At 70.4% G+C, this 26981-nt stretch carries 25 protein-coding genes and 1 riboswitch; of the genes, 12 read left to right on the top strand and 13 right to left on the bottom strand.

Translation table 11 applies throughout. From position 1 onward, the window contains the following. Nucleotides 1-164 precede the first annotated feature (164 nt). The 4 genes from JYK17_RS29205 to JYK17_RS29190 all read right to left on the bottom strand — a co-directional run bounded on the left by JYK17_RS29205 (nt 165) and on the right by JYK17_RS29190 (nt 4908). A complete protein-coding gene (locus JYK17_RS29205; RefSeq protein ID WP_222811534.1) occupies nt 165-1661 on the bottom strand; it encodes a glycoside hydrolase family 3 protein in 1497 nt (498 codons plus the stop codon). A 9-nt stretch (nt 1662-1670) separates the two neighbouring features. Beyond that, nucleotides 1671-2531, bottom strand: a complete 861-nt coding sequence (locus JYK17_RS29200; RefSeq protein ID WP_108014806.1) for a carbohydrate ABC transporter permease — start codon at nt 2529-2531, stop codon at nt 1671-1673. Next, entirely contained in the window at nt 2528-3517 is a 990-nt protein-coding gene (locus JYK17_RS29195) for a carbohydrate ABC transporter permease (RefSeq protein WP_108014805.1), read from the bottom strand. The genes JYK17_RS29200 and JYK17_RS29195 overlap by 4 nt, the downstream gene beginning before the upstream one ends. A 107-nt stretch (nt 3518-3624) precedes the next feature. Next, nucleotides 3625-4908, bottom strand: a complete 1284-nt coding sequence (locus JYK17_RS29190) for an extracellular solute-binding protein (protein WP_128801953.1) — start codon at nt 4906-4908, stop codon at nt 3625-3627. A gap of 305 nt (nt 4909-5213) precedes the next feature. On the opposite strand from JYK17_RS29190, the gene JYK17_RS29185 reads away from it, so the two are divergent. The 8 genes from JYK17_RS29185 to JYK17_RS29150 all read left to right on the top strand — a co-directional run bounded on the left by JYK17_RS29185 (nt 5214) and on the right by JYK17_RS29150 (nt 15228). Then, on the top strand, nt 5214-5978 hold the full coding sequence (locus tag JYK17_RS29185; protein WP_016437918.1) for a GntR family transcriptional regulator: 765 nt from the start codon (nt 5214-5216) through the stop codon (nt 5976-5978). 183 nt (nt 5979-6161) lie between these two features. Next, the gene (locus JYK17_RS29180; RefSeq protein WP_108014803.1) at nt 6162-6425 is read left to right on the top strand and encodes a DUF3311 domain-containing protein; all 264 of its coding nucleotides are present in this window, start codon (nt 6162-6164) and stop codon (nt 6423-6425) included. Beyond that, entirely contained in the window at nt 6422-8047 is a 1626-nt protein-coding gene (mctP, locus tag JYK17_RS29175) for a monocarboxylate uptake permease MctP (protein WP_222811533.1), read from the top strand. Before JYK17_RS29180 ends, mctP begins: the two co-directional genes overlap by 4 nt. An 86-nt stretch (nt 8048-8133) precedes the next feature. Then, a complete protein-coding gene (locus JYK17_RS29170) occupies nt 8134-8637 on the top strand; it encodes a GNAT family N-acetyltransferase (protein ID WP_222811532.1) in 504 nt (167 codons plus the stop codon). Between the two features lie 52 nt (nt 8638-8689). Then, nucleotides 8690-8818: riboswitch (cobalamin riboswitch) on the top strand. Between the two features lie 125 nt (nt 8819-8943). Beyond that, a complete protein-coding gene (locus JYK17_RS29165) occupies nt 8944-11310 on the top strand; it encodes a ribonucleoside-diphosphate reductase subunit alpha (protein ID WP_222811531.1) in 2367 nt (788 codons plus the stop codon). Beyond that, on the top strand, nt 11310-12323 hold the full coding sequence (locus JYK17_RS29160) for a ribonucleotide-diphosphate reductase subunit beta (RefSeq protein WP_108014800.1): 1014 nt from the start codon (nt 11310-11312) through the stop codon (nt 12321-12323). Before JYK17_RS29165 ends, JYK17_RS29160 begins: the two co-directional genes overlap by 1 nt. A gap of 280 nt (nt 12324-12603) precedes the next feature. Beyond that, nucleotides 12604-14646, top strand: a complete 2043-nt coding sequence (locus tag JYK17_RS29155) for a putative Ig domain-containing protein (protein WP_222811530.1) — start codon at nt 12604-12606, stop codon at nt 14644-14646. Nucleotides 14647-14745: 99 nt separating this feature from the next. Then, nucleotides 14746-15228, top strand: coding sequence for a hypothetical protein (locus JYK17_RS29150; RefSeq protein WP_108014056.1), 483 nt, complete (start codon nt 14746-14748; stop codon nt 15226-15228). Here JYK17_RS29150 and JYK17_RS29145 read toward each other — a convergent pair. Continuing rightward, on the bottom strand, nt 15195-15419 hold the full coding sequence (locus JYK17_RS29145; protein ID WP_164932078.1) for a hypothetical protein: 225 nt from the start codon (nt 15417-15419) through the stop codon (nt 15195-15197). The two genes, JYK17_RS29150 and JYK17_RS29145, sit on opposite strands and share 34 nt — an antisense overlap. 93 nt (nt 15420-15512) lie before the next feature. On the opposite strand from JYK17_RS29145, the gene JYK17_RS29140 reads away from it, so the two are divergent. Beyond that, nucleotides 15513-16475, top strand: coding sequence for a GlxA family transcriptional regulator (locus JYK17_RS29140; protein WP_108014054.1), 963 nt, complete (start codon nt 15513-15515; stop codon nt 16473-16475). A 14-nt stretch (nt 16476-16489) separates the two neighbouring features. On the opposite strand, the gene def is transcribed toward JYK17_RS29140, so the two are convergent. The 8 genes from def to JYK17_RS29100 all read right to left on the bottom strand — a co-directional run bounded on the left by def (nt 16490) and on the right by JYK17_RS29100 (nt 23755). Next, the gene (gene def, locus JYK17_RS29135; RefSeq protein WP_108014053.1) at nt 16490-17140 is read right to left on the bottom strand and encodes a peptide deformylase; all 651 of its coding nucleotides are present in this window, start codon (nt 17138-17140) and stop codon (nt 16490-16492) included. A 73-nt stretch (nt 17141-17213) separates the two neighbouring features. Next, nucleotides 17214-18194, bottom strand: a complete 981-nt coding sequence (locus JYK17_RS29130; RefSeq protein WP_108014052.1) for a tetratricopeptide repeat protein — start codon at nt 18192-18194, stop codon at nt 17214-17216. 108 nt (nt 18195-18302) lie between these two features. Further along, nucleotides 18303-19541, bottom strand: a complete 1239-nt coding sequence (locus JYK17_RS29125) for an HD-GYP domain-containing protein (RefSeq protein WP_181362555.1) — start codon at nt 19539-19541, stop codon at nt 18303-18305. After that, nucleotides 19538-20848, bottom strand: coding sequence for an HD-GYP domain-containing protein (locus tag JYK17_RS29120; RefSeq protein WP_108014051.1), 1311 nt, complete (start codon nt 20846-20848; stop codon nt 19538-19540). The genes JYK17_RS29125 and JYK17_RS29120 overlap by 4 nt, the downstream gene beginning before the upstream one ends. Before the next feature lie 159 nt (nt 20849-21007). Continuing rightward, nucleotides 21008-21319 (bottom strand): mycothiol system anti-sigma-R factor, encoded by a 312-nt coding sequence (rsrA, locus tag JYK17_RS29115; protein ID WP_108014050.1) that lies wholly within the window; start codon nt 21317-21319, stop codon nt 21008-21010. Continuing rightward, nucleotides 21316-21999: a sigma-70 family RNA polymerase sigma factor gene (sigR, locus tag JYK17_RS29110; RefSeq protein ID WP_206660158.1), complete on the bottom strand. Its 684-nt coding sequence runs from the start codon at nt 21997-21999 to the stop codon at nt 21316-21318. The genes rsrA and sigR overlap by 4 nt, the downstream gene beginning before the upstream one ends. A 255-nt stretch (nt 22000-22254) precedes the next feature. Beyond that, nucleotides 22255-22938, bottom strand: coding sequence for an alpha/beta hydrolase family protein (locus JYK17_RS29105; protein ID WP_372465323.1), 684 nt, complete (start codon nt 22936-22938; stop codon nt 22255-22257). A 1-nt stretch (nt 22939) separates the two neighbouring features. After that, complete coding sequence (locus JYK17_RS29100) at nt 22940-23755, bottom strand: SOS response-associated peptidase (protein ID WP_108014047.1); 816 nt, start codon at nt 23753-23755, stop codon at nt 22940-22942. A 50-nt stretch (nt 23756-23805) separates the two neighbouring features. Here JYK17_RS29100 and JYK17_RS29095 point away from each other — a divergent pair, with 50 nt between their 5' ends. From JYK17_RS29095 to rsgA, 3 genes are all read left to right on the top strand, one after another. After that, nucleotides 23806-24525, top strand: coding sequence for a M50 family metallopeptidase (locus tag JYK17_RS29095; protein ID WP_108014046.1), 720 nt, complete (start codon nt 23806-23808; stop codon nt 24523-24525). A 110-nt stretch (nt 24526-24635) separates the two neighbouring features. Continuing rightward, nucleotides 24636-25952 (top strand): 3-phosphoshikimate 1-carboxyvinyltransferase, encoded by a 1317-nt coding sequence (aroA, locus tag JYK17_RS29090; RefSeq protein WP_108014045.1) that lies wholly within the window; start codon nt 24636-24638, stop codon nt 25950-25952. A 12-nt stretch (nt 25953-25964) separates the two neighbouring features. Continuing rightward, nucleotides 25965-26975: a ribosome small subunit-dependent GTPase A gene (gene rsgA / locus JYK17_RS29085; RefSeq protein ID WP_108014044.1), complete on the top strand. Its 1011-nt coding sequence runs from the start codon at nt 25965-25967 to the stop codon at nt 26973-26975. Nucleotides 26976-26981: the final 6 nt, after the last annotated feature.

Raw genomic sequence — 26981 nt, 5'->3', positions numbered from 1 at the left:
AGACACGGGCAGCGCCGTGGGTGGCGATGTGGAGGGCGCCGCGGGGAGCGGCCTGCGCCCACACCTACGCCAAGCAAGCCCCGAGACGAAGAAGGCGCCGGGTCCTCGTGGGGCCCGGCGCCTTCCGTCTGCGCCCGCGAAGGCGTCGCGGGAGGCGTTGAGGTTCAGCGGGCTCCCGCGATGACCTCCGCCGCCGCCCGGCCGCAGACGCGGGCGGCGCCGTGGGTGGCGATGTGGAGGGCGCCGCGGGGAGCGGCCTGCGCGAGGCCCATCTCGACGACGACAGTGTCGGGGCGGGCCGCGAGCAGGGTGTCGAGGGCGCTTGCCATCCAGGGGTGGCGGTGCTCGTCGCGGACCACGGCCACGATGCGGCGGGCTCCGGCCGCCGCCAGGGCGGCGCGCCCCGCGTCCTCGCCGCTGAAGCTGCCCGTCTCCGTGCCGGGCAGGAGGCGGAAGAGCTCCGCGGCGACGCCCCAGGGGGTCTGGTCGCCGACGGCGAAGTTGGCGACCGGGGTGAGGGCCGCGACGTAGGGCGGCTCGGTGAGCGGGGTGAAGGGCTCGGTCGAGGTCAGCCGCACGGCGCGACGGGCCGCGCGCAGGCCCACCTCGTCGTCGACAGCCCGGTCCGGGTCGGTCTTCGCCGCCGCCGCGGTCCAGCGGGCCAGGGCACGGACCCGTTCCGCGGCGTCCGCCAGGCGTTCCTCGGCCAGTTCGCCGGCGCGCACGGCCGAGACCAGGGCGTCGCGCAGGCGCTCGACGGTCCCCTCGTCCGACAGGCCGCCGCCCACGCAGATCGCGTCGGCGCCGGCGGCCACGGCGAGGACGCTGCCGCGCTCGATGCCGTAGGTGCTCGCGACGGCCTTCATCTCGATGCCGTCGGTGACGATGAGGCCGTCGTAGCCGAGTTCGCCGCGCAGCAGTTCCGTCAGCGCCCGGGGCGACAGGGTCGCCGGGCGGTCCGGGTCGAGAGCGGGGACCAGGATGTGCGCGCTCATCACGGCGCGGCTGCCCGCGGCGATGGCCGCGCGGAACGGCTCGAGGTCGCGGGCGGCGAGGACGGAGGCGTCCACGTCGATGCGCGGCATGGCGTCGTGCGAGTCGACGGCCGTGTCGCCGTGGCCCGGGAAGTGCTTGGTGCAGGCGGCCACGCCGGCGGACTGCAGGCCGGTGACGTAGGCGGCGGTGTGCCGGGCGACCAGGCCGGTGTCGGCGCCGAAGGCCCGTACGCCGATCACGGGGTTCTCCGGGTTGGAGTTCACGTCGGCGGAGGGGGCCCAGTTGAGGTTGACTCCGCAGGCGGCCAGGCGGCGGCCGAGTTCCGCGGCCACCTCCCGGGTCAGCTCCACGTCGTCGACGGCGCCCAGCGCGTTGTTGCCGGGGAAGGAGGACCCTGTGCGCACCTCCAGGCGGGTCACGTCCCCGCCCTCCTCGTCGATGGCGACCAGGACGTCGTCGCGCTCGGCCCGCAGCTGCGCGGTCAGGGCCGCCACCTGCTCGGGGGTGTCGATGTTGCGGCCGAACAGGCCGACGGAGGCGAGCCCCTCACCGAGGCGGCGCAGCACCCAGTCGGGGACGGAGGTCCCGGTGAACCCGGGCTGGAGGATGGTCAGCGCGTCCCGTGTGAGGGTGTCGGTGCCGCTGGCGAATGTCGGCCGTGTCATCAGGTCGCGTCATCCCTTCACTGCGCCGGCGGTCAGGCCCGCGGCCATCTTGCGCTGGACGAGGAGGAAGAGCACGACGATCGGCACGGCCATCATCGTGGCTCCCGCCATCATCGGGGCGTATTCGGTGCCGTGCTTGGTGGTGAAGTTGCCGAGCCAGACGGTCGCGGTCTGGTTCTTCTGGCTGAGCAGCATCAGGGCGTAGATGTACTCGTTCCAGGCCTGGATGAAGCCGTAGACCGAGGTGGCGACCATGCCCGGGGCGAGCAGCGGGAAGACCACGCGGATGAAGGCGCCCGTGCGACTGCAGCCGTCGACCATCGCCGCCTCCTCCAGCTCCCGGGGGATGTTGACGATGAAACCGCGCAGCGTCCACACCGTGAAGGGGAGGATGAAGGTCAGATACGTGATGATCAGGCCGGTGAGCTTGTCGTACTGCTCAAGGTCGTTCAGCAGAAGGAAGATCGGGATGATCATGGCCACCAACGGGATCATCTGGACCGCCAGGATGCCGACGATGACCACCTTGCGGCCGCGGAAGGCGAAGCGGGAGATGGCGAGGGCCGCCAGCACGCCGACGACCATGCCGATCACGACGACCGACAGCGCCACGATGAGGCTGCGGCCGACCGGGCCCCAGAAGTCCGCGATGTCCAGCGCCCGGCGGAAGTTGTCGAGCGTGAAGCCGGTGGGGAACAGGCTCGGGTCCGGGTCGATGGCGTCCTTGGCCGGCTTGAAGGCCGTGTCGAGCATCCAGTAGAGCGGGAAGCCCGCGACGAGGAAGACGAGGAGGCCGAGCACGTTCCAGCCGAGCTTGGACTTCCCGCGGCGGGCCCGGCCGCCCGTGGCGGCGACGCTCGTGCTGGTCATTCGACCTCTCCGATCTTCAGCATCTGACGCATGTAGACGGCGACGACACCGAGCAGCAGCAGTACGGTCAGCAGGGCGATCGCCGAGCCCTGCGCGTAGTCGTTGACCACGAACGCGCGGTCGTAGGAATAGGTGTTGAGGATCTGGAACTCGGCCTCGGGGTGGCCGCCGCGCATCACGAAGACCTGCGGGAAGACACCCATGTCCCAGATCACCGACAGGGTCGTGAGCATCACGATGATCGGCTTGAGGATCGGCAGGGTGACATAGCGGAAGACGCCGACCGCGCCCGCGCCGTCGAGCCGGGCCGCCTCCTCCAGCTCCTTGGGGACCTGGGTGAGACCGGCGCTGAGGGTGATGACGACGAAGGGTACGGCGCCCCACACCACGAGCAGCATGATCACGGCCAGGCCCTGCGGCCCGCTCGCGAACCAGTTGTGGCCGATCATGTCGACGCCGGGGAGCTTGCTCATCAGGGCGTTGAGGACGCCGTAGTCGGAGTCGAAGAGCCACTTGAAGACGGTCGTGGCCACGATGACCGGCATGCCCCAGCTGGCGATCAGCACGATGTTGATCATCGTCTTCACCCAGCCGGAGACTTTCTGCAGCAGCAGGGCCACGAGCATGCCGGACACCATCGTGAGGATCACGCAGCCGGCCGCGAAGACGATGGTCCGTACGACCACGGTCCAGAACTCGCTGTCGCCGAGGACCTTGGAGAAGTTGTCGAAGCCCACCCACTCGGCGGGCTTGAAGCCCCACAGCTGGGACTGGCCGAACGACTGGAAGGACAGCGTGACCAGTCGGTACAGCGGATAGGCCATCACCAGGGCGAGGATCAGCAGGCAGGGGGCGAGCAGCAGCCACGGGGTGGCCGCGCCGCCGGAAGTCCTGCCTCTGCGTGGGCTCTTGGCCACCCGCGGAGTCGGCGGCGCCTGCCGCGGTGGCGGCACCTTGGCAGGGGTGGTCGTGTCTGCGGCACTCATCGCGCGCTCCTCAGCGGTACCTCAGGTCGTACGAAAGCGAAGCCCGTACGGTCGTACGGGAAGCAGGGCCCCCCGGCCGGTGCGGCCGAACGGGCCCTGCTGCGAGGTCACTTGGTGTTGATGACCTTGTCGATCGCGGTGTCCGCCTCCTTGGCGGCGTCCTGGACCGACTTCTTTCCGGTGCCGATGTTCTGCAGCATCGTCTGCAGGACCTGGGCCTTTTCGACCTGACCCCAGCCGGGGGCCATCGGGACGAACCAGTTGGACTCGGCGGCGGTGGCCGGGACCGCGGTGGCCGGGTCGTTCTTCAGGGTCGCGAGGTCCGTCTTGTTGTTGGGCAGGTTGCCCTTGGCCATCAGGCCCTTCTGGCCGGAGGGGCCGGTGAAGGCGTTGATCCACTCGGCGGCCACGGCCTGCGCCTTGGACTTGACCGGTACCGCGAGGTCCGAACCGCCCAGGAAGACGGGCATGTTCTTGCCGGACGGACCCGGCATCACGAAGTTCTCGAGGTTGTTCTTGAGCTTGCCGGTCTTGTCGTTCTTCGGGTCCGCGGAGGTCGCGCCCTCCCAGGCGGCACCGAAGATCATGCCGGACTTGCCCTGGCCGTAGACGATGTAACGGTCGGACTCGTCCTTGGTCTTGTCGCCGTGCATGTACTTGTCGACGACGTTCTTGAACGCGGTCAGGCCCTTGATCGACTCCGGCGAGGAGAGGTTGGCCTTCCACTGGCCGCCGTCCTCCTTGGCGATGGAGCCGCCGGCGTCGTAGACGAAGGACATGGCCGCGTACCAGTCACGGGTGGGCTGGTACCAGGCGGAGAACTTGTTCCCCTCCTTCTTCTGCACCTTGTCGAGGGCGGAGGTCAGCTCGGCGTACGTCTTCGGCGGGGTCTTCACGCCGACCGAGGCGAAGACGTCCTTGCGCCAGTTGGCGACGCGGCCACCGGCGTAGTAGGGGACGCCGTAGGTCTTGCCGTCGTAGGTGACCGAGGCCTTGAGGCCGTCCAGCCAGGCGGAGGAGTTGCTGAACTTCGCCGGGTCGACGGGTGCGAAGGCGCCCTTGACCATGTAGCTCAGCATCTCGGTGTTGCCCATCTCGACCACGTCGGGGGCCTTGTCGGTGGCGAGGACCGCGTCGAGCTTGGTGTTCTTGTCCGGCCAGCCGTAGTACTCGTGGTTGATCTTGATGCCGGGGTGCTTCTTCTTCACCGCGGCGTCCGCGGCCTTCACCAGGTCCGGCCAGTTGTTCTGGGCGTCCACGGTGAGCCAGACGGTCAGTTCCTTGGCGTCCGCGCCGCTGTTGGAAGAACCCTTGTCGTTGTTGTCCCCGCACGCCGCGATGGAGACCATCATGCCCGCGATACCGATCGCGGCTATGAGCTTGCGCTTCACGCCACCCTCCTCAGGGATGCCCACACCTCCCGCCCCCAGGCCGGGACCTGAACCAATGGTGTAGACCAGTAGGGGGAGCTTGGACCAGACCAGAGGGCCTGTCAAGGGTGCTCGAAACGGCCCTGACCAGCCGTTATGCGACCTACATATGCAAGGACCTTTAAGTAACAAGCCAGCGAAAACCGCGGCCCCGGAGTACTCTCTTCCGCTAGACCATTTGGCCTGTGGACTAGACCAAAAGAGACGGCGCCGGTATACAGAAGGGATCACGAAGTGGCCCGCATCCGGAGCCGGGAAGGCAGAGCATGAGCACCGAGGTCAGCAGTGCGGAGAACGAGGGTGGGGCGAGTGTCCGTACCGCGCGCGTGCCCAAGTACTACCGCCTGAAGAAGCATCTGCTCGACATGACGGAGACCCAGTCCCCCGGCACCCCGGTACCGCCCGAGCGCACCCTCGCCGCCGAGTTCGACACCTCCCGCACGACGGTGCGCCAGGCCCTGCAGGAGCTGGTCGTCGAGGGCCGGCTGGAGCGGATCCAGGGCAAGGGCACCTTCGTCGCCAAGCCCAAGGTCTCGCAGGCCCTCCAACTCACCTCGTACACCGAGGACATGCGCGCCCAGGGCCTGGAGCCGACCTCGCAGCTGCTGGACATCGGCTACATCACCGCGGACGACCGGCTCGCCGAGCTCCTCGACATCACGGCCGGCGGCCGGGTGCTGCGGATCGAGCGGCTGCGCATGGCCAACGCCGAGCCGATGGCCATCGAGACGACCCACCTCAGCGCCAAGCGCTTCCCCGCCCTGCGCCGCTCGCTGGCCAAGTACACCTCTCTGTACACCGCCCTCGCCGAGGTCTACGACGTCCATCTCGCCGAGGCCGAGGAGACCATCGAGACCTCGCTGGCCACCCCGCGCGAGGCCGGACTGCTCAGCACCGACGTGGGCCTGCCGATGCTGATGCTCTCCCGTCACTCGCTGGACCGGGACGGCCAGCCGGTGGAGTGGGTGCGCTCCGTGTACCGCGGAGACCGCTACAAGTTCGTGGCACGGCTCAAGCGCCCGCAGGACTGAGACCCCTCCGGCGCACCCCTCCGTACGCCGTCGCCGACACCGTTGTCCCGCCGAGACGCGGCCTTCACTCAATCGACATACCGATATGCGGACGAGGTCTTCCGTTCTCGTAACAGGGTGACCTAGATTGCCTGCGCATTACACGCGTGATCACAGGTGATCGTGAGGGGACGGAGCCGCCGTATGTCCGAAGTGCCCGAAGTCAGACCGCCGACGGTGACACCCGTCCGCGTGGTCATCGCCCTCTGCCTGATCGCGCCGTTCGTCGCGATGCTCTGGGTCGGCTCCTACGCCAAGACCGGCCCGGAGTTCATCGGCATCCCGTTCTTCTACTGGTACCAGATGGCCTGGGTGCTGATCTCCACGGTACTGACGATGGCCGCGTACCGGCTGTGGCAGTACGACCAGCGCGGGCGCGCCTCGCAGAAGGACGGTGCGTCGAAGTGAACGACGGCGTGAACGGCGTCGCACTCGGCGTCTTCATCTTCTTCTTCGTGGCCGTGACGGCCATGGGCTTCTTGGCGGCACGCTGGCGCAGGGCCGACAACGAGCACTCGCTCGACGAATGGGGCCTGGGCGGCCGGTCGTTCGGCACCTGGATCACCTGGTTCCTGCTCGGCGGCGACCTCTACACGGCGTACACCTTCGTCGCCGTACCCGCGGCGATCTACGCGGCGGGCGCGGCCGGCTTCTTCGCGGTGCCGTACACCATCCTGGTCTATCCGCTGATCTTCACGTTCCTGCCGCGCCTGTGGTCGGTCTCCCACCGGCACGGATACGTGACGACCTCGGACTTCGTGCGCGGCCGCTTCGGCTCCAAGAGCCTGTCGCTGGCCGTCGCGATCACCGGCATCCTCGCCACGATGCCCTACATCGCGCTCCAACTGGTCGGCATCCAGGCCGTCCTGGACGTGATGGGCGTCGGCGGCGGCGAGAACACCAACTGGTTCGTCAAGGACCTGCCGCTGCTGATCGCGTTCGCCGTGCTCGCGGCCTACACCTACTCCTCGGGTCTGCGGGCGCCCGCGTTGATCGCGTTCGTGAAGGACGCGCTGATCTACATCGTCATCGCGGTGGCGATCATCTACATCCCGATCAAGCTCGGCGGCTTCGACGACATCTTCGCCAAGGCGGGCCACGCGTTCGCGCAGACCAACCCGGCCACCGGCAAACCACGCGGCGCTCTCGTGACGCCCGAGGCGGGCCAATGGACGTACGCCACGCTGGCGTTGGGCTCCGCGCTCGCGCTGTTCATGTACCCGCACTCGATCACCGCGACCCTCTCGTCCCGCAGCCGTGAGGTGATCCGCCGCAACACCACGATCCTGCCGCTGTACTCCCTGATGCTCGGCCTGCTGGCGCTGCTGGGCTTCATGGCGATCGCGGCCGGCGTCAAGGTGACCAACGGTCAGCTGGCGATCCCGCAGCTGTTCGAGAACATGTTCCCGGACTGGTTCGCGGGCGTGGCCTTCGCGGCCATCGGCATCGGCGCGCTGGTGCCGGCGGCGATCATGTCGATCGCGGCCGCGAACCTCTTCACCCGCAACATCTACCGGGACTTCATCAAACCGGACGCCACGCCGAAGCAGGAGGCCCAGGTCTCCAAGATCGTGTCGCTGGTGGTGAAGGTCGGCGCGCTGGTCTTCGTCCTCACGATGGACAAGACGGTCGCCATCAACTTCCAGCTGCTGGGCGGCATCTGGATCCTGCAGACCTTCCCGGCCCTGGTCGGCGGCCTGTTCACCCGCTGGTTCCACCGCTGGGCGCTGCTCGCCGGCTGGGCGGTCGGCATGGTCTACGGCACCGCCGCCGCCTACGGTGTCGCCTCGCCGACGCAGAAGCACTTCGGCGGTTCGGCCAAGGAGATCCCCGGGCTCGGCGAGATCGGCTACATCGGTCTGACGGCGTTCGTCATGAACGTCGTGGTGACGGTGGTCCTCACCTTCGTCCTGAAGGCCCTCAAGGCCCCGGAGGGCGTCGACGAGACCACGACGGCCGACTACACCGCGGACGCGGGCGACAAGGGCGTACAGGTCGACCTGCCGCCCGCGACGGCCGAGTCCCACTAGCAGGCGCAGCACGACCGCAGCACTCCAACGGGTCGCCGGGAAAATCCGGCGGCCCGTTGTCGTACCCGTCCGGCACACTCGGGTTCATGGACATCGTGATCAGGCAGGCGGAGCCCGGCGAGTACGAGACGATCGGTGAGATCACGGCGCAGGCCTACCTCCAGGACGGTTTTCTGACCTTCGGCGGCGAGGACGACTGGTACTTCGCCGAGTTGAAGGACGTGGCCAAGCGGGCGGCCGACGCCGAGGTGCTCGTGGCCGTGCACCAGGACCGGATCCTCGGCGGCGTCACGTACGTCCCCGACCCCGGCCCCATGTCCGACCTGGCGGGCCCCGGAGAGGCCGAGATCCGGATGCTCGCCGTGTCCCACGCGGCCCGCGGCCGGGGCGCCGGCGAGGCTCTCGTGCGGGCCTGTGTGGACCGGGCGAGACGGGCGGGGCGCACCCGCGTCGTGCTGTGCACGCAGCCCGCGATGACGGCGGCCCACCGCCTCTACGAGCGCCAGGGTTTCGCCCGCCGCCCCGACCGCGACTGGCAGCCGATCCCCGGCCACGACTTCACTCTGCTCGCCTACGAGTTGACGCTCTGAAGTCACCGCGACACAACATCTAGGGGTGTCTCGACAGCCCGACACAAGATGTATGCTCATGCTCGCTGTCGCCGCAGGGGAATCCGGTGCGAATCCGGAACTGTCCCGCAACGGTGTACTCATGCGTGTTCGCACACGTATGGGCGTCAGTCCGAGGACCTGCCGACAGTGCGCCCGGCCACCGTGGCCCGGGTGCATCGACGTCCGGGCCTCGTGGGATGGGCCGGTGGACGCGGCGCCGTCGTGCGCTCGTGGCTGCCCCCTGCCCTCCGCGAGGCCCCCGTGCCGAGCGAGGGAGAGCCCCACGTGACCATCGCGCCAGCCGAACCGGCTTCAGCGACACCGTCCGCGACGACTGCGGACGACGGTCCCGGTGCCGCGTTGCTGCGGATCCTGACCGAGCTGACCGCCGACCTCCCCGACGCCGACCCCGGCCGGGTCGCCGCCGCCGCGTTGCGCGGACGCTCCGCGCGGGCGGACGAGACGGAACTGCGCGAGCTGGCCACGGAGGCCGCCGCCGGCCTCATCTCGGAGGACCCCGCCTACTCGCGCCTGGCCGCACGGCTGCTGACGGTCTCCATCGCCGCGGAGGCCGCCTCGCAGGGCGTCACGTCCTTCACCGAGTCGGTGGCCGTCGGGCACCGCGAGGGGCTCATCGCCGACCGCACCGCGGAGTTCGCCCGCCTCCACGCCGCCCGGCTGGACGCCCTGGTGGATCCCCAAGGGGACGACCGCTTCGGCTACTTCGGCCTGCGCACCCTGCACAGCCGCTACCTCCTGCGGCACCCCCTCACCCGCAAGGTGATCGAGACGCCGCAGCACTTCATGCTGCGGGTGGCGGCCGGTCTCGCCGAGGACGACACCTCCCGCGCGGTCGACGAAGTCGCCGCGCTCTACCGCCTGATGAGCCGCCTGGACTACCTGCCGTCCTCCCCCACGCTCTTCAACTCCGGTACGCGCCACCCCCAGATGTCCTCCTGCTACCTCCTGGACTCCCCCAAGGACGAGCTGGACTCCATCTACGACCGCTACCACCAGGTCGCCCGCCTCTCCAAGCACGCCGGCGGCATCGGCCTCGCCTACTCCCGCATCCGCGCCCGGGGTTCACTGATCCGCGGCACGAACGGCCACTCCAACGGCATCGTCCCGTTCCTGAAGACCCTCGACGCCTCGGTCGCCGCCGTGAACCAGGGCGGCCGGCGCAAGGGCGCGGCCGCGGTCTACCTGGAGACCTGGCACTCCGACATCGAGGAGTTCCTGGAGCTGCGCGACAACACCGGTGAGGACGCCCGCCGTACGCACAACCTCAACCTCGCGCACTGGATCCCGGACGAGTTCATGCGCCGGGTGAACGCCGACGCCGGGTGGTCGCTGTTCTCCCCGGCGGACGTGCCGGAGCTGGTCGACCTGTGGGGCGAGGAGTTCGACGCCGCGTACCGCAAGGCCGAGGCCGCGGGGCTGGCGCGCAAGACCGTCCCGGCCCGTGACCTCTACGGCCGCATGATGCGCACCCTCGCGCAGACCGGCAACGGCTGGATGACCTTCAAGGACGCCGCGAACCGCACGGCCAACCAGACGGCCGAGCCGGGCCATGTCGTCCACTCCTCCAATCTCTGCACGGAGATCCTGGAGGTCACCGACGACGGCGAGACCGCGGTCTGCAATCTGGGCTCGGTCAACCTGGGCGCCTTTGTCGACATGGCGACCCGGGACATCGACTGGGAGCGCCTGGACGAGACGGTCCGTACGGCCGTCACCTTCCTCGACCGCGTCGTCGACATCAACTTCTACCCCACCGAGCAGGCCGGCCGGTCGAACGCGCGCTGGCGCCCCGTGGGCCTGGGCGCCATGGGCCTCCAGGACGTCTTCTTCCAGCTCCGCCTGCCGTTCGACTCCCCCGAGGCGAAGGCGCTGTCCACCCGTATCGCCGAGCGCATCATGCTCGCCGCGTACGAGGCCTCCGCCGACCTCGCCGAGCGCAACGGCCCGCTGCCGGCCTGGGAGAAGACCCGTACCGCGCGGGGCGTCCTGCACCCCGACCACTACGGCGTCGAGCCGACCTGGCCGGAGCGCTGGGCCGCGCTGCGCGACCGTGTCGCCGCCGTCGGCCTGCGCAACTCGCTCCTCCTCGCGATCGCGCCGACCGCCACCATCGCCTCGATCGCCGGTGTCTACGAGTGCATCGAGCCGCAGGTGTCGAACCTCTTCAAGCGCGAGACGCTCTCCGGTGAGTTCCTGCAGGTCAACTCGTACCTGGTGCAGGAGCTGAAGGACCTCGGCGTCTGGGACGCCCGCACCCGCGAGGCGCTGCGCGAGGCCAACGGCTCGGTGCAGGGCTTCGCCTGGATCCCCGAGGACGTACGGCATCTGTACCGCACGGCGTGGGAGATCCCGCAGCGCGGCCTGATCGACATGGCCGCGGCGCGCACTCCCTATCTGGACCAGTCCCAGTCCCTGAACCTGTTCCTGGAGACGCCGACCATCGGCAAGCTCTCCTCGATGTACGCGTACGCCTGGAAGTCGGGCCTGAAGACGACGTACTACCTGCGCTCGCGCCCGGCGACCCGCATCGCCCGCGCCGCCCAGGCCACTGTCCCCGTCCAGCAGCCGGCTCCCGAGGACGCCGTCGCCTGCTCCCTGGAAAACCCCGAGTCCTGCGAGGCCTGCCAGTAATGACCACCCGTAATCAAAATCTGCTCGACCCGGGCTTCGAACTGACCCTGCGCCCCATGCGCTACCCCGACTTCTACGAGCGCTACCGGGACGCCATCAAGAACACCTGGACCGTGGAGGAGGTCGACCTCCACTCGGACGTCGCCGACCTCGCGAAGCTGACCCCCGAGGAGCAGCACCTCATCGGCCGGCTCGTGGCCTTCTTCGCGACGGGCGACTCGATCGTCGCGAACAACCTGGTGCTGACGCTCTACAAGCACATCAACTCCCCCGAGGCGCGGCTCTACCTGAGCCGTCAGCTCTTCGAGGAGGCCGTGCACGTCCAGTTCTATCTGACGCTCCTGGACACCTACCTCCCCGACCCGGAGGACCGCACGGCTGCCTTCGCCGCGGTGGAGAACATCCCCTCCATCCGCGAGAAGGCCGGGTTCTGCTTCACGTGGATGGACTCGGTGGACCACTTGGACCGCCTGGAGTCCAAGGCCGACCGCCGCCGCTTCCTGCTGAACCTGATCTGCTTCGCCGCGTGCATCGAGGGCCTGTTCTTCTACGGCGCCTTCGCCTACGTGTACTGGTTCCGCAGCCGGGGTCTGCTGCACGGCCTGGCCACCGGCACCAACTGGGTGTTCCGCGACGAGACGATGCACATGTCCTTCGCCTTCGACGTGGTCGACACCGTCCGCAAGGAGGAGCCGGAGCTCTTCGACGACCAACTCCAGCAGGAGGTGACGGACATGCTGCGCGAGGCCGTCGAGGCCGAGCTGCAGTTCGCCCGTGACCTGTGCGGCGACGGCCTGCCCGGCATGAACACGGACTCCATGCGCCAGTACCTGGAGTGCGTCGCCGACCAGCGCCTGACCCGCCTCGGCTTCGCCCCGGTCTACGGCTCCGAGAACCCGTTCTCCTTCATGGAGTTGCAGGGCGTGCAGGAGCTGACCAACTTCTTCGAGCGCCGCCCGTCGGCGTACCAGGTGGCCGTCGAGGGCACGGTCGACCTCGACGAGGACTTCTGAGTCCCGACACGTCCCGAGGCCCGGGCGGTCCATGGCCGGCGGTTTCGTGGTCCTTGATCCAAGGAGCTGCCATGGACCGCCCATGGGCCGCCCATCGGCCCTCTATGGGCGCTCTATGGAGCGGCAAAGTTATCGGAGCCGCTCTGGTTCAGCCTCCCCGAGCGGGGCTACGTTCTCGCCGTCAAAGTGTCATGCCCGCGACGACACCGCCGCCGCTACGCGCGTCACAGGCCTGCCACCAGCGTCGAGAACCCCACTCCCACGACGGAGGCAGCACCCCATGCGTGAAAAGCCCAGACGGAGCCTGCGAAGACTCCTGAGTGCCGTCATACCCGCGCTCGCCCTCGGCCTCGCCGGACTCGCCGCCGCACCCACGGCACAGGCGCAGGTCCACCCCGACTCCCGCGTCACCCAGAACGCCAAGGCCCTCACCTCCCCCGACCGGCAGATCTTCCACTCCACCGGCAAGGCCGGCGAGAAGGTGCCGACCACCCACCTGTGCGCCACCGCGCACCCCGGGCAGGCGTCCTGCTTCGCCCAGCGCCGCACCGACATCAAGCAGCGGCTGGCCTCCGCGCTCGCCGCGGCCGCCCCCTCCGGACTCGGCCCGGCCAACCTGCACAGCGCCTACAACCTGCCCTCGACGGGCGGCTCCGGTATGACGGTCGCCGTGGTCGACGCGTACAACGACCCCAACGCCGCGTCGGACCTGGCCACTTACCGCTCGCAGTTCGGCCTGTCCGCCTGCACCAAGGCCAACGGCTGCTTCAAGCAGGTCAGCCAGACCGGCTCCACCACCTCGCTGCCGTCGAACGACAGCGGCTGGGCGGGTGAGGAGGCGCTGGACATCGACATGGTCAGCGCGGTCTGCCCGAACTGCAGCATCATCCTCGTCGAGGCGAACTCCGCCAACGACACCGACCTCGGCACCGCCGAGAACGAGGCCGTCGCGCTCGGCGCCAAGGTCGTCTCCAACAGCTGGGGCGGCAGCGAGGCCTCCTCCCAGACCAGCGAGGACACCTCCTACTTCAAGCACCCGGGCGTCGCCATCACGGTCTCCGCAGGGGACGAGGACTACGGCGCCGAGTACCCGGCGACCTCCCAGTACGTGACCGCGGTCGGCGGCACGGCGCTGTCGACGTCCTCCAACTCCCGCGGCTGGACCGAGTCCGTGTGGAAGACCAGCAGCAGCGAGGGCACCGGCTCGGGCTGCTCCGCCTACGACCCCAAGCCGAGCTGGCAGACCGACACCGGCTGCAGCAAGCGCATGGAGTCCGACGTCTCCGCGGTCGCCGACCCGGCCACCGGTGTCGCGGTCTACGACACCTACGGCGGCTCCGGCTGGGCGGTCTACGGCGGCACCAGCGCCTCGGCGCCGATCATCGCCGGCGTGTACGCGCTGGCCGGCACCCCCGGCTCCGGCGACTACCCGGCGAAGTACCCCTACAGCCACACGGGCAACCTGTACGACGTCACCAGCGGCAACAACGGCTCCTGCTCCACCTCGTACTTCTGCACCGCCCGCACCGGCTACGACGGCCCGACCGGCTGGGGCACCCCCAACGGCACGACCGCCTTCACCGCGGGCAGCACCTCCGGCAACACGGTGAGCGTCACCAACCCGGGCAGCCAGTCCACCACGACGGGCGGCTCGGTCAACCTGCAGATCAGCGCCACGGACAGCGCGGGCGCCGCGCTCACCTACAGCGCCTCCGGCCTGCCGACCGGGCTGTCCATCAACAGCTCGACCGGCGTGATCTCCGGTACGGCGTCCACCGCGGGCACCTACCAGGTCACCGTCACCGCCAAGGACAGCACGGGGGCCTCGGGCTCGGCCTCCTTCAGCTGGACGGTCGGCTCCTCGGGCGGCACCTGCTCCTCGTCCCAGCTCCTGGGCAACCAGGGCTTCGAGTCGGGCAACACCGCCTGGACCGCGACCAGCGGCGTCATCACCAACGACAGCGGTGAGGCGGCGCACGGCGGCTCGTCCTACGCCTGGCTGGACGGCTACGGCACCACGCACACCGACACGCTCTCCCAGTCGGTGACCGTCCCGGCCGGTTGCAAGGCCACCTTCACCTTCTACCTGCACATCGACTCGGCCGAGACCGGCAGCACCGCCTACGACAAGCTGACGGTCACCGCCGGATCCAAGACCCTGGCGACGTACTCGAACGTCAACGCCGCCTCGGGCTACGCCCAGAAGTCCTTCGACCTGTCCTCGTACGCCGGCTCCACCGTCACCCTGAAGTTCAGCGGCGCGGAGGACTCCTCGCTGCAGACCAGCTTCGTCGTCGACGACACCGCCGTCACCACGAGCTGATCACCCTCGCACCACCGGGCCCCGGCCGCACCCAGCGGCCGGGGCCCGCGCGTGGATCCGTACGGGGCTCGGACACGTCAGAGGGGAGAGGAGGCTCCCATGCGTCGAACGATCCCCCACACGACCGTCGCACTCGCCGCGCTCACTCTCGCCCTCGCCGGCTGCGGCGGCCAGGCCGACAGCGGAAAGGGCGGCGACAGCAGCAGCGTGTCGTCCTCCCCCACCCGCACGACGAGTCCTACGACCGCACCCACCGGCAGCCCCACGGGCTGCGCCACGGCGTCCACGCTCGGCGCCCACGACAGCGGCCGCACGGTGTGCATGGCGGTCGGCGACACGATCCGCATCAGCCTGGACGGCACCACCAAGCGCCCCTGGAAGCCCGTCACCGCGAAGGGCTCCGTCCTGGAGGCCGCCAACAGCGGCTTCGTCCTGCGGCCCGGTGACGCGAGCGCCGCCTACAAGGCCGTGGCCAAGGGGAAGACCCGGTTGCAGTCCACGCGGCCCCTGTGTGCCGCGCAGACCGGCCGGGTCTCCTGCCTGGGTCTTCAGGAGTGGTGGGTCACCGTGGTGGTGAGGTAGCGCTGCGCCCGGGCGGGGCGCCCGGTCGGCCCGAGCACCTCCGGCTCACGGCGCCCTCGCTCCGCCTCACGGATCTGCCGGTCGATGCGACGGTCGTGCACGATGCCGAACACCGACGGGAGAACCATCAGGACGAGGATCCCGAGAACGGTCAGCATGGCGATCAGTCCTTCGATGTGTGCCGTATCCATGGACACCACTCTCGCGCCGTTCACTCCTTACAAACAGTGGCAGGACTGCCGTAGACCCTCGATTTACTGCCAATCGCGAGGCACACTGGAGAGATGCTGAAGAACGTCGCCGCCGTCGTCCTCGACGGCGTGAACCCCTTCGAACTGGCCGTCGTCTGCGAGGTGTTCGGCGTCGACCGCAGTGACGACGGACTGCCCGTCTACGACTTCGCGGTCGCCTCGGCCGAGGGGCCGGTGCTGAGCACCCGCGCGGGCTTCTCCATGAACGTCGCGCACGGTCTGGAGCGGCTGGAGGAGGCCGACCTGATCGCCGTGCCGGCCGGCGCGCGCTACGGCAGCCGGGAGTACCCGCCCGAGCTGCTCGACGCACTGCGCCGCGGGGTCGAGCGCGGCGCCCGGGTGCTCAGCGTCTGCTCCGGCGTCTTCGTGCTCGCCGCGGCCGGGCTCCTCGACGACCGCCGGTGCGCCGTGCACTGGCACGACGCGGACCAACTGGCGCTGGCGTACCCGCGGTTGACCGTCGAGCCCGACGTCCTGTACGTCGACGAGGACCCGGTGATCACGTCCGCGGGTACCGCCGCCGGCATCGACGCCTGTCTGCACATCGTGCGCAAGGAGCAGGGCCCGGAGGTCGCCAACAAGATCGCCCGGCGCATGGTGGTGCCGCCGCACCGGGACGGCGGGCAGGCCCAGTACATCGAGCGCCCGCTGCCGCGCTCGCACGGTGACACGGTCGCCGAGGTGCTGGTGTGGATGGAGCGGCACCTCGACGAGGAGGTCACGGTCGAGCAGCTCGCCGAGCGTGCCCATATGTCGCCGCGCACGTTCGCCCGCCGCTTCCAGCAGGAGACCGGCACCACTCCCTACCGCTGGATTTTGCGGCAACGCGTGCTGCTGGCCCAGCGGTTGCTGGAGGGGACGGACGAGACGGTGGACGCCATCGCCGGCCGCACGGGATTCGGCAACGCCGCCGCGCTGCGCCACCAGTTCGTGCAGGCGATCGGGACCACGCCCCAGGCCTACCGGCGCACGTTCAGGGGGCCGGAAGCCGCCTGATCGACCGAAACGTCTCAGTCGTTGGCGACCACGGGGTAACGGGGCTCGTTCTCGGCCATCTGCCGCAGCGCGTCCTTGCGTTCGCGCTTGGAGAGGCGGTCGATGTAGAGGTAGCCGTAGAGGTGGTCGGTCTCGTGCTGCAGGCAGCGGGCGAAGTAGCCGGTGCCGCGGACCTTGATCGGGTTGCCCTTCTCGTCCTGCCCGGTGACCTCGGCGTAGTCGGGGCGGGCCAGCGGCGCGTACGCGGTGGGCACGGACAGGCAGCCCTCGTTGCTGTCGTCCAGCCGGCGCCGTTCCGCGGGCAGGTCCACCAACTTGGGGTTGCAGACGACGCCCACGTGCCGGGCGCCCTCGTCGTCGCCGCAGTCGTAGACGAAGACCTTCAGGTCGACACCGATCTGGTTGGCGGCCAGGCCCACGCCCTCGGCGGTGCGCTGCGAGGCGAACATGTCCGCGACCAGCTGCTCCAGCTCGGGGCCGAACTCCGTGACGTCCTTGCACTCCTTGTGCAGCACCGGGTTCCCGACCACCGTGATCGGCCGCGAGGTACCCCGCTCCCGCCAGGCCGCCTCGCGCTCCTCGGTCTCCTGCGTGTCGATGACGAAGCCCTCGTCGTCCACGGGAAGCACGCCCACGTGCTGCTGATCGGTGTCCTGCTGCGCCATGCCGACGATGCCTTCCTGCAACCATGAGAATTCTGCGGGTACAGCCTAAAGGCAGTTCTGCGGCAAGGTCCGTTCAGCAGACTTCTTCGAGATCCCGCCAGTCCCGAGAATCCGGACTATCGGCCACCCACCCGTCCAGCAACCCCCGCACCAACGAGGCCGGCGCAGCCACCCCGCACTCCCGCTCGGGCACCCACAGCTGCCCGTCCGTGCGATGCCCCAACGGCCCCGGGTGCCCGGGCTCACTGTGGTCATGGGGATCCAGATGCTCCCCGTCCCCCTCGTCGGACGGCATCTGCGACTCCGAGCACATCCGGCACAGCAGCCGCACCGAGGACGACCAGTCCTCCGCCGCGAAACCCGCGTCGGCCGCGAGCTGCTCCAACGCGTCCCGGTCCGCCTCGGTGGCGGCCTCCAGCAGCACCACCCAGGTCGGCACCGGCGACGGCGCCCAGAGCTCGATCTCGTCGAAGACGGGGTACGAGTGCCCGGCCGCCGTGGTCCGCTCCCCGTGGGGCACCCCGTCGTGCAGCACGACCTCGCCCCAGCGCCGCCCGGAGGACGGCAGCGGGATCGACAGCACCTCGATGCGGGCCGGGTCGAGGCGCCGCCCCCACACCACCTCGGCCTCCCCCTCGGGGGACAGCCGTACGGCCGCGCTGCCCAGGTCCATGCCCACCGGCTCACCGGAGGTGGTGCCCCCGCTCGACAGCTGCAGCCCGTACGCCTGCCAGGCGCGCCGGGCCAGCGGCCAGTCCTGCAGTGCGGTGGCCGCGATGCCGACGTTCCACCAGTCGGGCGCCCCGGCCGCCCGGTCCAGCAGCGCGACGGCCCGGAGTCCGGCCGCGCGGGCCTGTTCCCAGTCGTGCCGGAACTTGTGCAGCAGGGCGAGGTTGAACCAGGACTCGGACAGCCAGGGCTCCAAGTCGGCGGCACGTGTCAGCAACGCGCCCGCGTCCTCGTACCGGCCGTCGCCGATCAGGGTGAACGCGCGGTCTGTGGCCTGCCGCCAGGAGGCGGAGGGCCGGTGCCGTCCCTTGCCGAAGATCCTCACGATTCCCGCCTGCCAGTTCCTTGGAGTGGGCTGGCTAGTGCTGCCCCCGGACACCCTTTCATTCGCATCCAACCACGTACGGCTGGAAGGCCGCTCATTACCCATGGGTTACCCAGCCGCGGGCAAGGTCAGACTGTCTCTGGCCAGGACCCGGGCCAGCGATTCCACCACGTCCGGCGCGTACTGCTCGGCCGTGGCCAGCCGCAGTTCCTCCAGTGCCGTCAGGGGGCCGCCCGGCCCGGCGTCGCGCGCCTTCTCCTCGTAGGCGTTGACGGCCCGCACGATCCGCGCGGCGACCGGCTGCTCCCGGTAGGGGTCGGCCTGCCGCTCGACGACCACGGCGACCGCGGAGTCGACGCCGGTCTGGCGCACGACGGCCCCACCGAGCAGGGCGATCCGGCGCTGCTCGGCCGTGGGCAGCACGGCGGTCGCTCCGGCGGGCACCGGGTCGACCAGGCTGAGCTGGCCGATGTCGTGCATCAGGGCCGCGTGTTCCAGCACGCTCAGCTCGGGCCGGGTGAGCCCGAGGTCGCGCCCCACGGCCCGGCACAGGGACGCCACGCGCAGGGCGTGCCCGGCGGGGGTGTACCCGGCGATCTCGGTGGCGCGGGCGAGGGAGGCGATGGTCTGCCGGTAGGTGGTGCGCACGGCGGCGTAGCGACGGAAGGACAGCTGGGTCAGCAGCAGCGGCAGCGAGAAGACGGGCAGCGCCCACAGCCCGACGACGGCGACCGCGAGCGCCATCACGGCCCCCGTGGCACACACGGCCGAGCCGATGCCGAGCAGGGCGTGCAGTTCGTCCCGCAGCAGCGGGCCGAAGGGCCAGCCGGTGCGGGAGTGCGCGAGGGCGGCGGCGAGCACGGCGTCGCACAGCGCGGTGAGGGCGAGCAGGGCCAGCAGCAGCAGCGCGTACGCCGGTCCGCGCCAGGCGTCGAACACGCCCCGGCTGTAGAGGGGTTGGAAGCAGACGGCGGCGAATCCGACGGTGAGCACGCGCCGCGCGAGGTGGTCGAGCTCGGGTCCGTGTCCGCGGGCGAGGTGCGGAACGCTGCCGAGCAGGGCGGCGGCGAGGACGACGGCGACCACCTGGGGGGCGCCGTGGTGCGTGGAGTGTCCGGCGTCCTCTCCGAGCAGCGCGTACGACAGTGCCCCGGCGGCGGCGAGCGGTGCGGCCTCGCGGACCCGGGCGCCGGTCCACCGGGAGAGCTCGCCGACGGTGACGAGCACGCCGAAGGCGAGCGCGGTGGGGCGCTCCTCCAGGCCGGTCCGGCAGGTGGCGGCGAGGCATCCCGCGGCGAGCAGGGCGGCACAGGTGTGGATGAGGACCGTCAGTGGACGGGCGCTCATCGGTGGGCTCTCGCGGGGGCGGCGACGGGCGCGGGCGGTGCCGGGACGCGGGGCTCCTCCTGGGCGGTGACCGCCGGATGCCAGCCGTCGCGGACGAGCGCCCGTACCAATGCGGTGACCATCCGCGGGTCGAACTGCGAGCCCGCGCACCGCTCCAGTTCCTGCAGCGCGACGGGCACGGGCCGGGCCCGGCGGTAGGAGCGCGTGGACGTCATCGCGTCGAAGGCGTCGGCCACGGCCACCACTCGCGCCGACTCCGGGATCTGGGTCCCGACCAGCCCGTACGGATAGCCGCTGCCGTCCAGCCGCTCGTGGTGGTGCAGTACGGCGGCCCGGGCCTCGCCCAGGAAACCGATTCCCCGCACCATCTCGTGGCCGTACTCGGGGTGCAGCTCGATGACCCGCCGCTCCTCGGGGGTGAGCGGGCCGTCCTTGCGCAACAGCCGTGTGGGGACGCCGAGTTTGCCCACGTCGTGCAGGATGCCGGCGAACCGCAGCACTTCGACGCGCTCGTCGTCCATGCCGAGTTCACGCGCGATCATCATGGAGGCCTGGCCGACCCGTTCGCTGTGACCGCGGGTGTACTCGTCCTTGATGTCGACGGCCTGCACCAGCGCGCGGATCGTCGCCTGGTGAGCGGCGCGCTCGCGGTGGTACTGCGCGAAGGCCCACCAGGACACGCACATCGGCAGCAGCACGAGCAGTGCGGCGACGGGGCCGTACGGGCTGCGCCACAGGACGGCCATCATCAGCCCGGCGAGTCCGTGCACGGCGACCGGAGCCAGGGAGCGCGCGAACAGGCCGCGCCAGGCCCTTCGCAGCGGCACGCGCTCGGTCAGCGCCCGCAGTCCGCCGTCCAGGGCGGTCAGCACCAGGCAGAAGGCCAGCACGGCGGCGCCCGCGGGCACCAGCGCGTACGGGAAGTCGGAGGCCACCACCGCGTCCCGCCCGCCGAGCGCCCCGTGCACCGCGCTCGCGGCCCACACGCCGAGGACCAGCTGCGCGGCCCGCCGGCCCCGGCGCAGCGTCCGCGGCCGCTGGTCGGCGCGGGAGAACAGCGCGCCCGGCAGCGCGACCAGGGCGGCGGCGGACGGCGGGAGCAGAAAGGCACCGGCGAGCAGTACCGGGTAGAACGTTCCGGCAACGCGCCACCGGGCAGCCGCCTGCTCGCAGGCGGCGTACAGCAGGGCCAGCAGCGCGACCGCCGACCAGGAGGTGCGGGTGGCCGGCAGCGGAAGCAGGCAGAGCAGCGCGCCGAGGGCCGTAGAGGCGACGTACGCACGTGCCCGTCGCGGAACCGCCTCCATCACGCCCCTCCCGGCCGATGCAGCTCAAAGTCGATGCTGCTCAGGCTGAGGAGCGTAGGGGGGCAGGAGGGGGCCGCGTCGGCTTATGAGACGTGGATTAGCACGTTCGAGTGACAGCAGCCGTGATCGCGGCCCGTCCCCGGTGAGCGTCCCGGGGGGTCAGGACTCCTGCGGGCTCGCCGGTGAGGCGGTGACGTCGTGCTCGGGGACGGTCTGGCCGGAGCGGATCAGGTCGATCCGCCCCATGACCTTGGACCGCAGGTCCGTCGGCACGTCGTCATGGCCGCAGCACCGCTTGACGAGCTTCTTCACGGCCTGCTCCAAGCCGTACTTCTCGAGACACGGCGAGCACTCCTTGAAGTGCTGCTTGAACTTGTCGCGATCGACTTCCGGCATCTCGCTGTCGAGGAACTCGTAGAGATGATCGAGGACCTCGCTGCAGTCCGTCTCGTGCGGCTCTCCGCAGCTCATGAGCCCGAGCCTTTCGCTTCGTTCGACTCTCCGGCGCCGGCCGGGACCAGCCCGCGCTCACGGGCGTAGTCCTCGAGCATGCCGCGCAGTTGACGGCGGCCCCGGTGCAGCCGGGACATCACCGTACCGATGGGTGTCCCCATGATGTCCGCGATCTCCTTGTAGGCAAAGCCCTCTACGTCAGCGAGGTAGACGGCGATGCGGAATTCTTCGGGGATCGCCTGGAGCGCGGCCTTCACGTCCGAGTCCGGCAGATGGTCGAGCGCCTGCGACTCGGCGGAGCGCAGACCCGTGGACATGTGCGACTCGGCGCGCGCGAGCTGCCAGTCCTCGATCTCCTCGGCCGCCGAGCGCTGGGGTTCGCGCTGCTTCTTGCGGTACGAGTTGATGAAGGTGTTGGTCAGGATGCGGTACAGCCACGCCTTGAGGTTGGTGCCTTCACGGAACTGGTGGAAGGACGCGTACGCCTTGGCGTACGTCTCCTGCACCAGGTCCTCCGCGTCGGCCGGGTTGCGCGTCATGCGCAGTGCGGCCGAGTACATCTGGTCGAGGAATTCGAGCGCGTCCCGCTCGAAGCGCGCGCTGCGCTGCGAGGTCGACTCCGCGCTGATGCCCTGGCCCTCGGGCTGCTCCGCCTGGCCGTTGTCGGTCCCTGCGTCGGTCCCAGTGACCGGACCCACCTCCTCAAGATTCCGGGCGGGGCCGAAACCGGACCCACCAGAATCGGAGGATAGACGACGACCCGTCCCCGCCGCCCCTCGAATAGGGGTGGTCTTGGCCGCAGTCAGCACCGTCCAGTCCAGGTCAGCGCTGCTGCTGCGGCTCGGGCAGATGGTCGAACCCATGCGGCGGACTTCCTCTCCTACGACGTCGGTGCTGGTCGTCAGCACTTCTGCCCGCTTCAACAGAGGGCGGGTCCGCAACATTCCCGGCCTTTACCCGAGCGACCCGGTCCACTTCACGACCGCGTCCGTGATGATCGCCACGGCCTGTTCCTGGGTGATGTCCGCCTTCTTCGGCACGGCGAAGCCATGATCGCCGTACGCCACCTCGACCAGCTCGTACGTTCCGTCGGGGAACTCCTCCGGCCTGCCGAAGGGGTCGTTGCCGCCCTGTACGACCAGGGTGGGCACCCCGGATCCGAGCAGCTCCCCGGCCCGGGACTTCTCCGGCCGGCCGGGCGGGTGCAGCGGGAAGCTCAGGGCGAGGACGGCGTGCGCGCCCAGCTCGGTCGCCGTACGGCAGGCGACGCGGGCGCCGGCGCTGCGGCCGCCGGAGACCACCGGCAGCCCCGGGCGGGTCAGCGCGGGCCAGATGCCGCGCCAGCCGGTGTCCAGGGTCTTGGGCGGCGACGCCACCTTCTTGCCGGCCACCCGCCAGGGCTGCTCCACCAGGGCGACGGTCACGCCGTGCCCGGGCAGGACGGCGGCCAGCGCCTGCAGGTCCCGGGCCTCGATGCCACCGCCTGCGCCATGGCTCACGGCCAGCACCAGCCGCGCCCGCTCGGCCGGGTACCAGGTGATGCGCGCCTCACCGGCGTCCGTCCCGATGGTTTCGACGGTCCGGGTCGTCACGTCAGAACTCGCCGCATCAGATGCCGTCGTGTCAGAAGTCGTCACGTCAGAAAAGTGTGCCCTCTTCGGGCGCTTCCAGCTCCTTCAGCAGCTCCGGTCCGTTGTTGCGGACGTTGCTGACGGCGGTGGAGACCGGGTAGGCGCGCATCAGGCCCTCGGGCGGCGGGGCGAGCAGCGAGCGCAGGTCGTCGAGGTCGGTGCGGGAGGGGTCGAGCCAGGGGTCCCAGCGGTCCGGGGTGAGCATCAGCGGCATCCGGGGGTGGATCTCGGACAGGGAGTGCGGCCCCTCGGCGGGCGACACAGCCAGCGGGCCCGTCTCCGCCTCCGTGGTGATGACGGAGCAGGTCACCCACCAGGCCTGCGGGTGGTCGTCGGGCAGCGTCTTGTCCCGCCAGAACTCGTACAGTCCGGCCATCGCGAAGACCGAGCCGTCGGCGGGCAGCACGAAGTAGGGCTGCTTGCGCGGCCGCTTCTTCTTGCCGTCGACCTCCAGCTCACGCTCCTGCTTGCCGGTGACCCACTCGTAGTAGCCGTCGGCCGGGATGATGCAGCGGCGGGAGGAGAAGGCCCGCTTGTACGACGGCTTCTCGTGGATGGTCTCCGCGCGGGCGTTGATCATCCGCGCGGCGCCCTCGGGCGTCTTCGACCAGCTCGGCACCAGGCCCCACTTGAGCTTGCGGAGCTGGCGAACCGGCCGCGAATCGTCCACGTCTTTGAGAGGGCGGTCGAGAACTGCGTAGACCTCCTTGGTGGGGGCCACGTTGTAGTCGGGCGCCAGGGTCTCCTCCGGCTCCAACTTCTCGATTTCAAAGATTCCTGCGAGATCCTCTGGCCCACGACTAGCCGCATACCGTCCGCACATACGTGCCACACTGCCAGATCCGCCGAGCCTTACGGGAGCCAAAGCCACCGATGGACAGCACCGCCTCCTCACTCACCTCCCTGTGGGACCGGGTCTTCGGCACCCAGCCCGACCCCGACCTGTGGGTGGTGATCGCGACCCTGGTCGCCGCGGTCGCCGTGACCGTCCCGCACAACGTGTGGCGTCTCTCGCGCAACGCCATCACGATCGCGCACGAGGGCGGCCACGGTTTGACGGCTCTGCTCACCGGACGCCAACTCACGGGCATACGCCTGCACTCGGACACCAGCGGCCTCACCCTCAGCCGCGGCAAGCCGCACGGTCTCGGCATGATCCTCACCGCCGCCGCCGGCTACACCGCTCCCCCGCTGCTCGGCCTCGGCGGCGCCGCCCTGCTCGCCGCCGGCCGCATCACGCTCCTGCTGTGGGTGGCGACGGCCCTGCTCGTGGCGATGCTCGTGATGATCCGCAACGCCTACGGCGCCCTCACGGTCCTCCTGACCGGCGCCACCTTCGTCCTGGTCTCCTGGCTGGCGGGCCCCCAGGTCCAGGCGGCGTTCGCCTACGTCGTGGTCTGGTTCCTCCTGGTCGGCGGCGTACGCCCGGCCTTCGAACTCCAGGCCAAACGCCGCCGCGGAGGCGCAGGCGACTCGGACGCGGACCAACTGTCCCGGCTGACGCATGTACCGGCGGGCCTGTGGTTGTTCCTGTTCCACGCGGTGAGTCTGTGCTCGCTGATAGGCGGGGGCAGGTGGTTGCTGGAGGTGTGATGCAGCCCCGAAGGGGCGCATCACAGGGGCGCGGGGAACGGCGCGATCAACCCCGACGGCGCCGCACCTGCACAACGGCTTGCACAACCCCCTCCTTATAAAGTGGGCCCATGGCCCCACAAGACGCACCCACCGCCCTCTGGCCCGCCCCCCTCGCGAGCGGAGCCGTCGACGCGACGGTCCACGTACCGGGGTCCAAGTCCGTCACCAACCGCGCCCTCGTGCTGGCCGCGCTGGCCAGCGAGCCGGGCTGGCTGCGCCGCCCCCTGCGCTCCCGCGACACCCTGCTGATGGCCGGGGCCCTGCGCGCGATGGGGGTCGACATCGTCGAGGGCGTGGGCCCGGACGGCACGGGTGAGACCTGGCGGGTGCTGCCCACCGGCCTGCACGGCCCGGCCACGGTCGACGTCGGCAACGCCGGCACGGTGATGCGCTTCCTGCCGCCGGTCGCCGCGCTCGCCGACGGCCCGGTCCGCTTCGACGGCGATCCGAGGTCGTACGAGCGCCCCCTGCACGGTGTGATCGACGCCCTGCGCGTGCTCGGTGCCCGGATCGACGACGACGGACGTGGCGCGCTGCCGCTGACGGTGCACGGCGGGGGCGCCCTGGACGGCGGTCCGGTGGAGATCGACGCCTCGTCCTCGTCCCAGTTCGTGAGCGCCCTGCTGCTGTCCGGCCCGCGCTTCAACCAGGGCGTCGAGGTCCGTCACACCGGCTCCTCCCTGCCCTCGATGCCGCACATCCGCATGACCGTCGACATGCTGCGCGCGGTCGGCGCCCAGGTGGACACCCCGGAGGCGGGCGGCGAGCCGAACGTGTGGCGGGTGACGCCGGGCGCGCTGCTCGGCCGGGACCTGGTCATCGAGCCCGACCTGTCCAACGCCCAGCCCTTCCTGGCCGCCGCGCTGGTGAGCGGCGGCAAGGTCGTGATCCCGGACTGGCCGTCCCGCACCACGCAGCCGGGCGACAAGCTGCGGGAGATCTTCACCGAAATGGGCGGTTCCTGCGAACTGACCGAGTACGGGCTGGAGTTCACCGGTTCGGGTGCCGTTCACGGTATCGACGTGGACCTGGGTGAGGTGGGCGAGCTGACCCCCGGCATCGCGGCGGTCGCTGCGCTCGCGGACTCCCCCTCCACCCTGCGGGGCGTGGCCCATCTGCGGCTGCACGAGACGGACCGGCTGGCCGCGCTCACCAAGGAGATCAACGAGCTCGGCGGCGATGTCACCGAGACCGCCGACGGCCTGCACATCCGCCCGCGCCGACTGCACGGCGGGATCTTCCACACCTACGAGGACCACCGCATGGCGACCGCCGGCGCGATCATCGGCCTCGCGGTCGAGGGCGTGCAGATCGAGAACGTGGCGACGACGGCGAAGACCCTGCCGGACTTCCCCGACCTGTGGACCGGGATGCTCGGGGCGTAGGGACGTAGGGACATGCGCCGCTACGGCAAGCACACCGACGAGGACGACATCCGCAGCCGTCCCAACCGCAAGGGCACCCGGCCCCGTACGCACATCCGTCCCGCGCACGAGGACGCGTCCGGGGGCATGGTCCTCACCGTCGACCGGGGTCGGCTGACCGTTCTGGTCGACGGCCGGATCGTGATGGCGATGAAGGCCCGGGAGCTGGGGCGCAAGGCGGCGGTGGTCGGCGACCGGGTGGCCCTCGTCGGCGACCTGACCGGCAAGAAGGACACCCTCGCGCGCATCGTCCGCATCGAGCCGCGCACCTCGGTGCTGCGCCGCACGGCGGACGACGACGACCCCTACGAGCGCGTGGTCGTCGCCAACGCCGACCAGCTCGCCATCGTCACCGCCCTCGCCGACCCGGAGCCGCGCCCGCGGCTGATCGACCGCGCCCTGGTCGCGGCCTACGACGGCGGCCTGACACCCCTCCTGGTCATGACCAAGTCGGACCTCGCCCCGCCGGACAAGCTCCTGGAGCTCTACGGCGACCTCGACATCCCCCATGTCGTCACCAGCCGCGAGGAGTTGGAGAACGGCGATGCCACGGTCCGGGTGCGCGAGCAGTTGCGCGGCCGCGTCACCGCGTTCGTCGGGCACTCCGGTGTCGGCAAGACGACGCTGGTCAACGCGCTGGTGGCGGAGGAACGCCGCCGTGTGACGGGTCATGTGAACGCGGTGACGGGCCGCGGCCGTCACACCACGACCTCGGCGCTCGCCCTGCCCCTGCCCGACGACGAGGGATGGGTGATCGACACCCCGGGCATCCGGTCCTTCGGCCTCGCCCACGTCGACCCGTCCCGGGTCATCCACGCCTTCCCCGACCTCGAACCGGGCACGGAGAACTGCCCGCGCGCCTGCAGCCACGACGAGCCGGACTGCGCACTGGACGAGTGGGTGGCCGAAGGCCACGCGGATCCCGCCCGGCTGTACTCGCTGCGTCGGCTGCTGGCGACCCGGGAGCACACGGAGGGCGACTGACCAGGA

The organism is Streptomyces plumbidurans (assembly GCF_019857225.1).
Lineage (GTDB): Bacteria > Actinomycetota > Actinomycetes > Streptomycetales > Streptomycetaceae > Streptomyces > Streptomyces plumbidurans.
Note: the sequence above shows the minus strand (reverse complement) of the source record. Positions and strands in the feature narration are given on the sequence as shown.

Excerpts from the sequence above, each read along its gene's own strand:
- JYK17_RS29120 (WP_108014051.1), bottom strand. The coding sequence starts at position 20,848 with ATGGAGGCGGTTCCGCGACGGGCACGTGCGTACGTCGCCTCTACGGCC.
- JYK17_RS29180 (WP_108014803.1), top strand. The coding sequence starts at position 6,162 with ATGTCCGAAGTGCCCGAAGTCAGACCGCCGACGGTGACACCCGTCCGC.
- JYK17_RS29185 (WP_016437918.1), top strand. The coding sequence starts at position 5,214 with ATGAGCACCGAGGTCAGCAGTGCGGAGAACGAGGGTGGGGCGAGTGTC.
- JYK17_RS29170 (WP_222811532.1), top strand. The coding sequence starts at position 8,134 with ATGGACATCGTGATCAGGCAGGCGGAGCCCGGCGAGTACGAGACGATC.
- JYK17_RS29145 (WP_164932078.1), bottom strand. The coding sequence starts at position 15,419 with ATGGATACGGCACACATCGAAGGACTGATCGCCATGCTGACCGTTCTC.
- rsgA (WP_108014044.1), top strand. The coding sequence starts at position 25,965 with ATGCGCCGCTACGGCAAGCACACCGACGAGGACGACATCCGCAGCCGT.
- JYK17_RS29095 (WP_108014046.1), top strand. The coding sequence starts at position 23,806 with ATGGACAGCACCGCCTCCTCACTCACCTCCCTGTGGGACCGGGTCTTC.
- JYK17_RS29205 (WP_222811534.1), bottom strand. The coding sequence starts at position 1,661 with ATGACACGGCCGACATTCGCCAGCGGCACCGACACCCTCACACGGGAC.
- def (WP_108014053.1), bottom strand. The coding sequence starts at position 17,140 with ATGGCGCAGCAGGACACCGATCAGCAGCACGTGGGCGTGCTTCCCGTG.
- JYK17_RS29150 (WP_108014056.1), top strand. The coding sequence starts at position 14,746 with ATGCGTCGAACGATCCCCCACACGACCGTCGCACTCGCCGCGCTCACT.
- JYK17_RS29160 (WP_108014800.1), top strand. The coding sequence starts at position 11,310 with ATGACCACCCGTAATCAAAATCTGCTCGACCCGGGCTTCGAACTGACC.
- JYK17_RS29155 (WP_222811530.1), top strand. The coding sequence starts at position 12,604 with ATGCGTGAAAAGCCCAGACGGAGCCTGCGAAGACTCCTGAGTGCCGTC.
- JYK17_RS29195 (WP_108014805.1), bottom strand. The coding sequence starts at position 3,517 with ATGAGTGCCGCAGACACGACCACCCCTGCCAAGGTGCCGCCACCGCGG.
- JYK17_RS29100 (WP_108014047.1), bottom strand. The coding sequence starts at position 23,755 with ATGTGCGGACGGTATGCGGCTAGTCGTGGGCCAGAGGATCTCGCAGGA.
- JYK17_RS29200 (WP_108014806.1), bottom strand. The coding sequence starts at position 2,531 with ATGACCAGCACGAGCGTCGCCGCCACGGGCGGCCGGGCCCGCCGCGGG.
- aroA (WP_108014045.1), top strand. The coding sequence starts at position 24,636 with ATGGCCCCACAAGACGCACCCACCGCCCTCTGGCCCGCCCCCCTCGCG.
- JYK17_RS29125 (WP_181362555.1), bottom strand. The coding sequence starts at position 19,541 with ATGAGCGCCCGTCCACTGACGGTCCTCATCCACACCTGTGCCGCCCTG.
- rsrA (WP_108014050.1), bottom strand. The coding sequence starts at position 21,319 with ATGAGCTGCGGAGAGCCGCACGAGACGGACTGCAGCGAGGTCCTCGAT.
- JYK17_RS29140 (WP_108014054.1), top strand. The coding sequence starts at position 15,513 with ATGCTGAAGAACGTCGCCGCCGTCGTCCTCGACGGCGTGAACCCCTTC.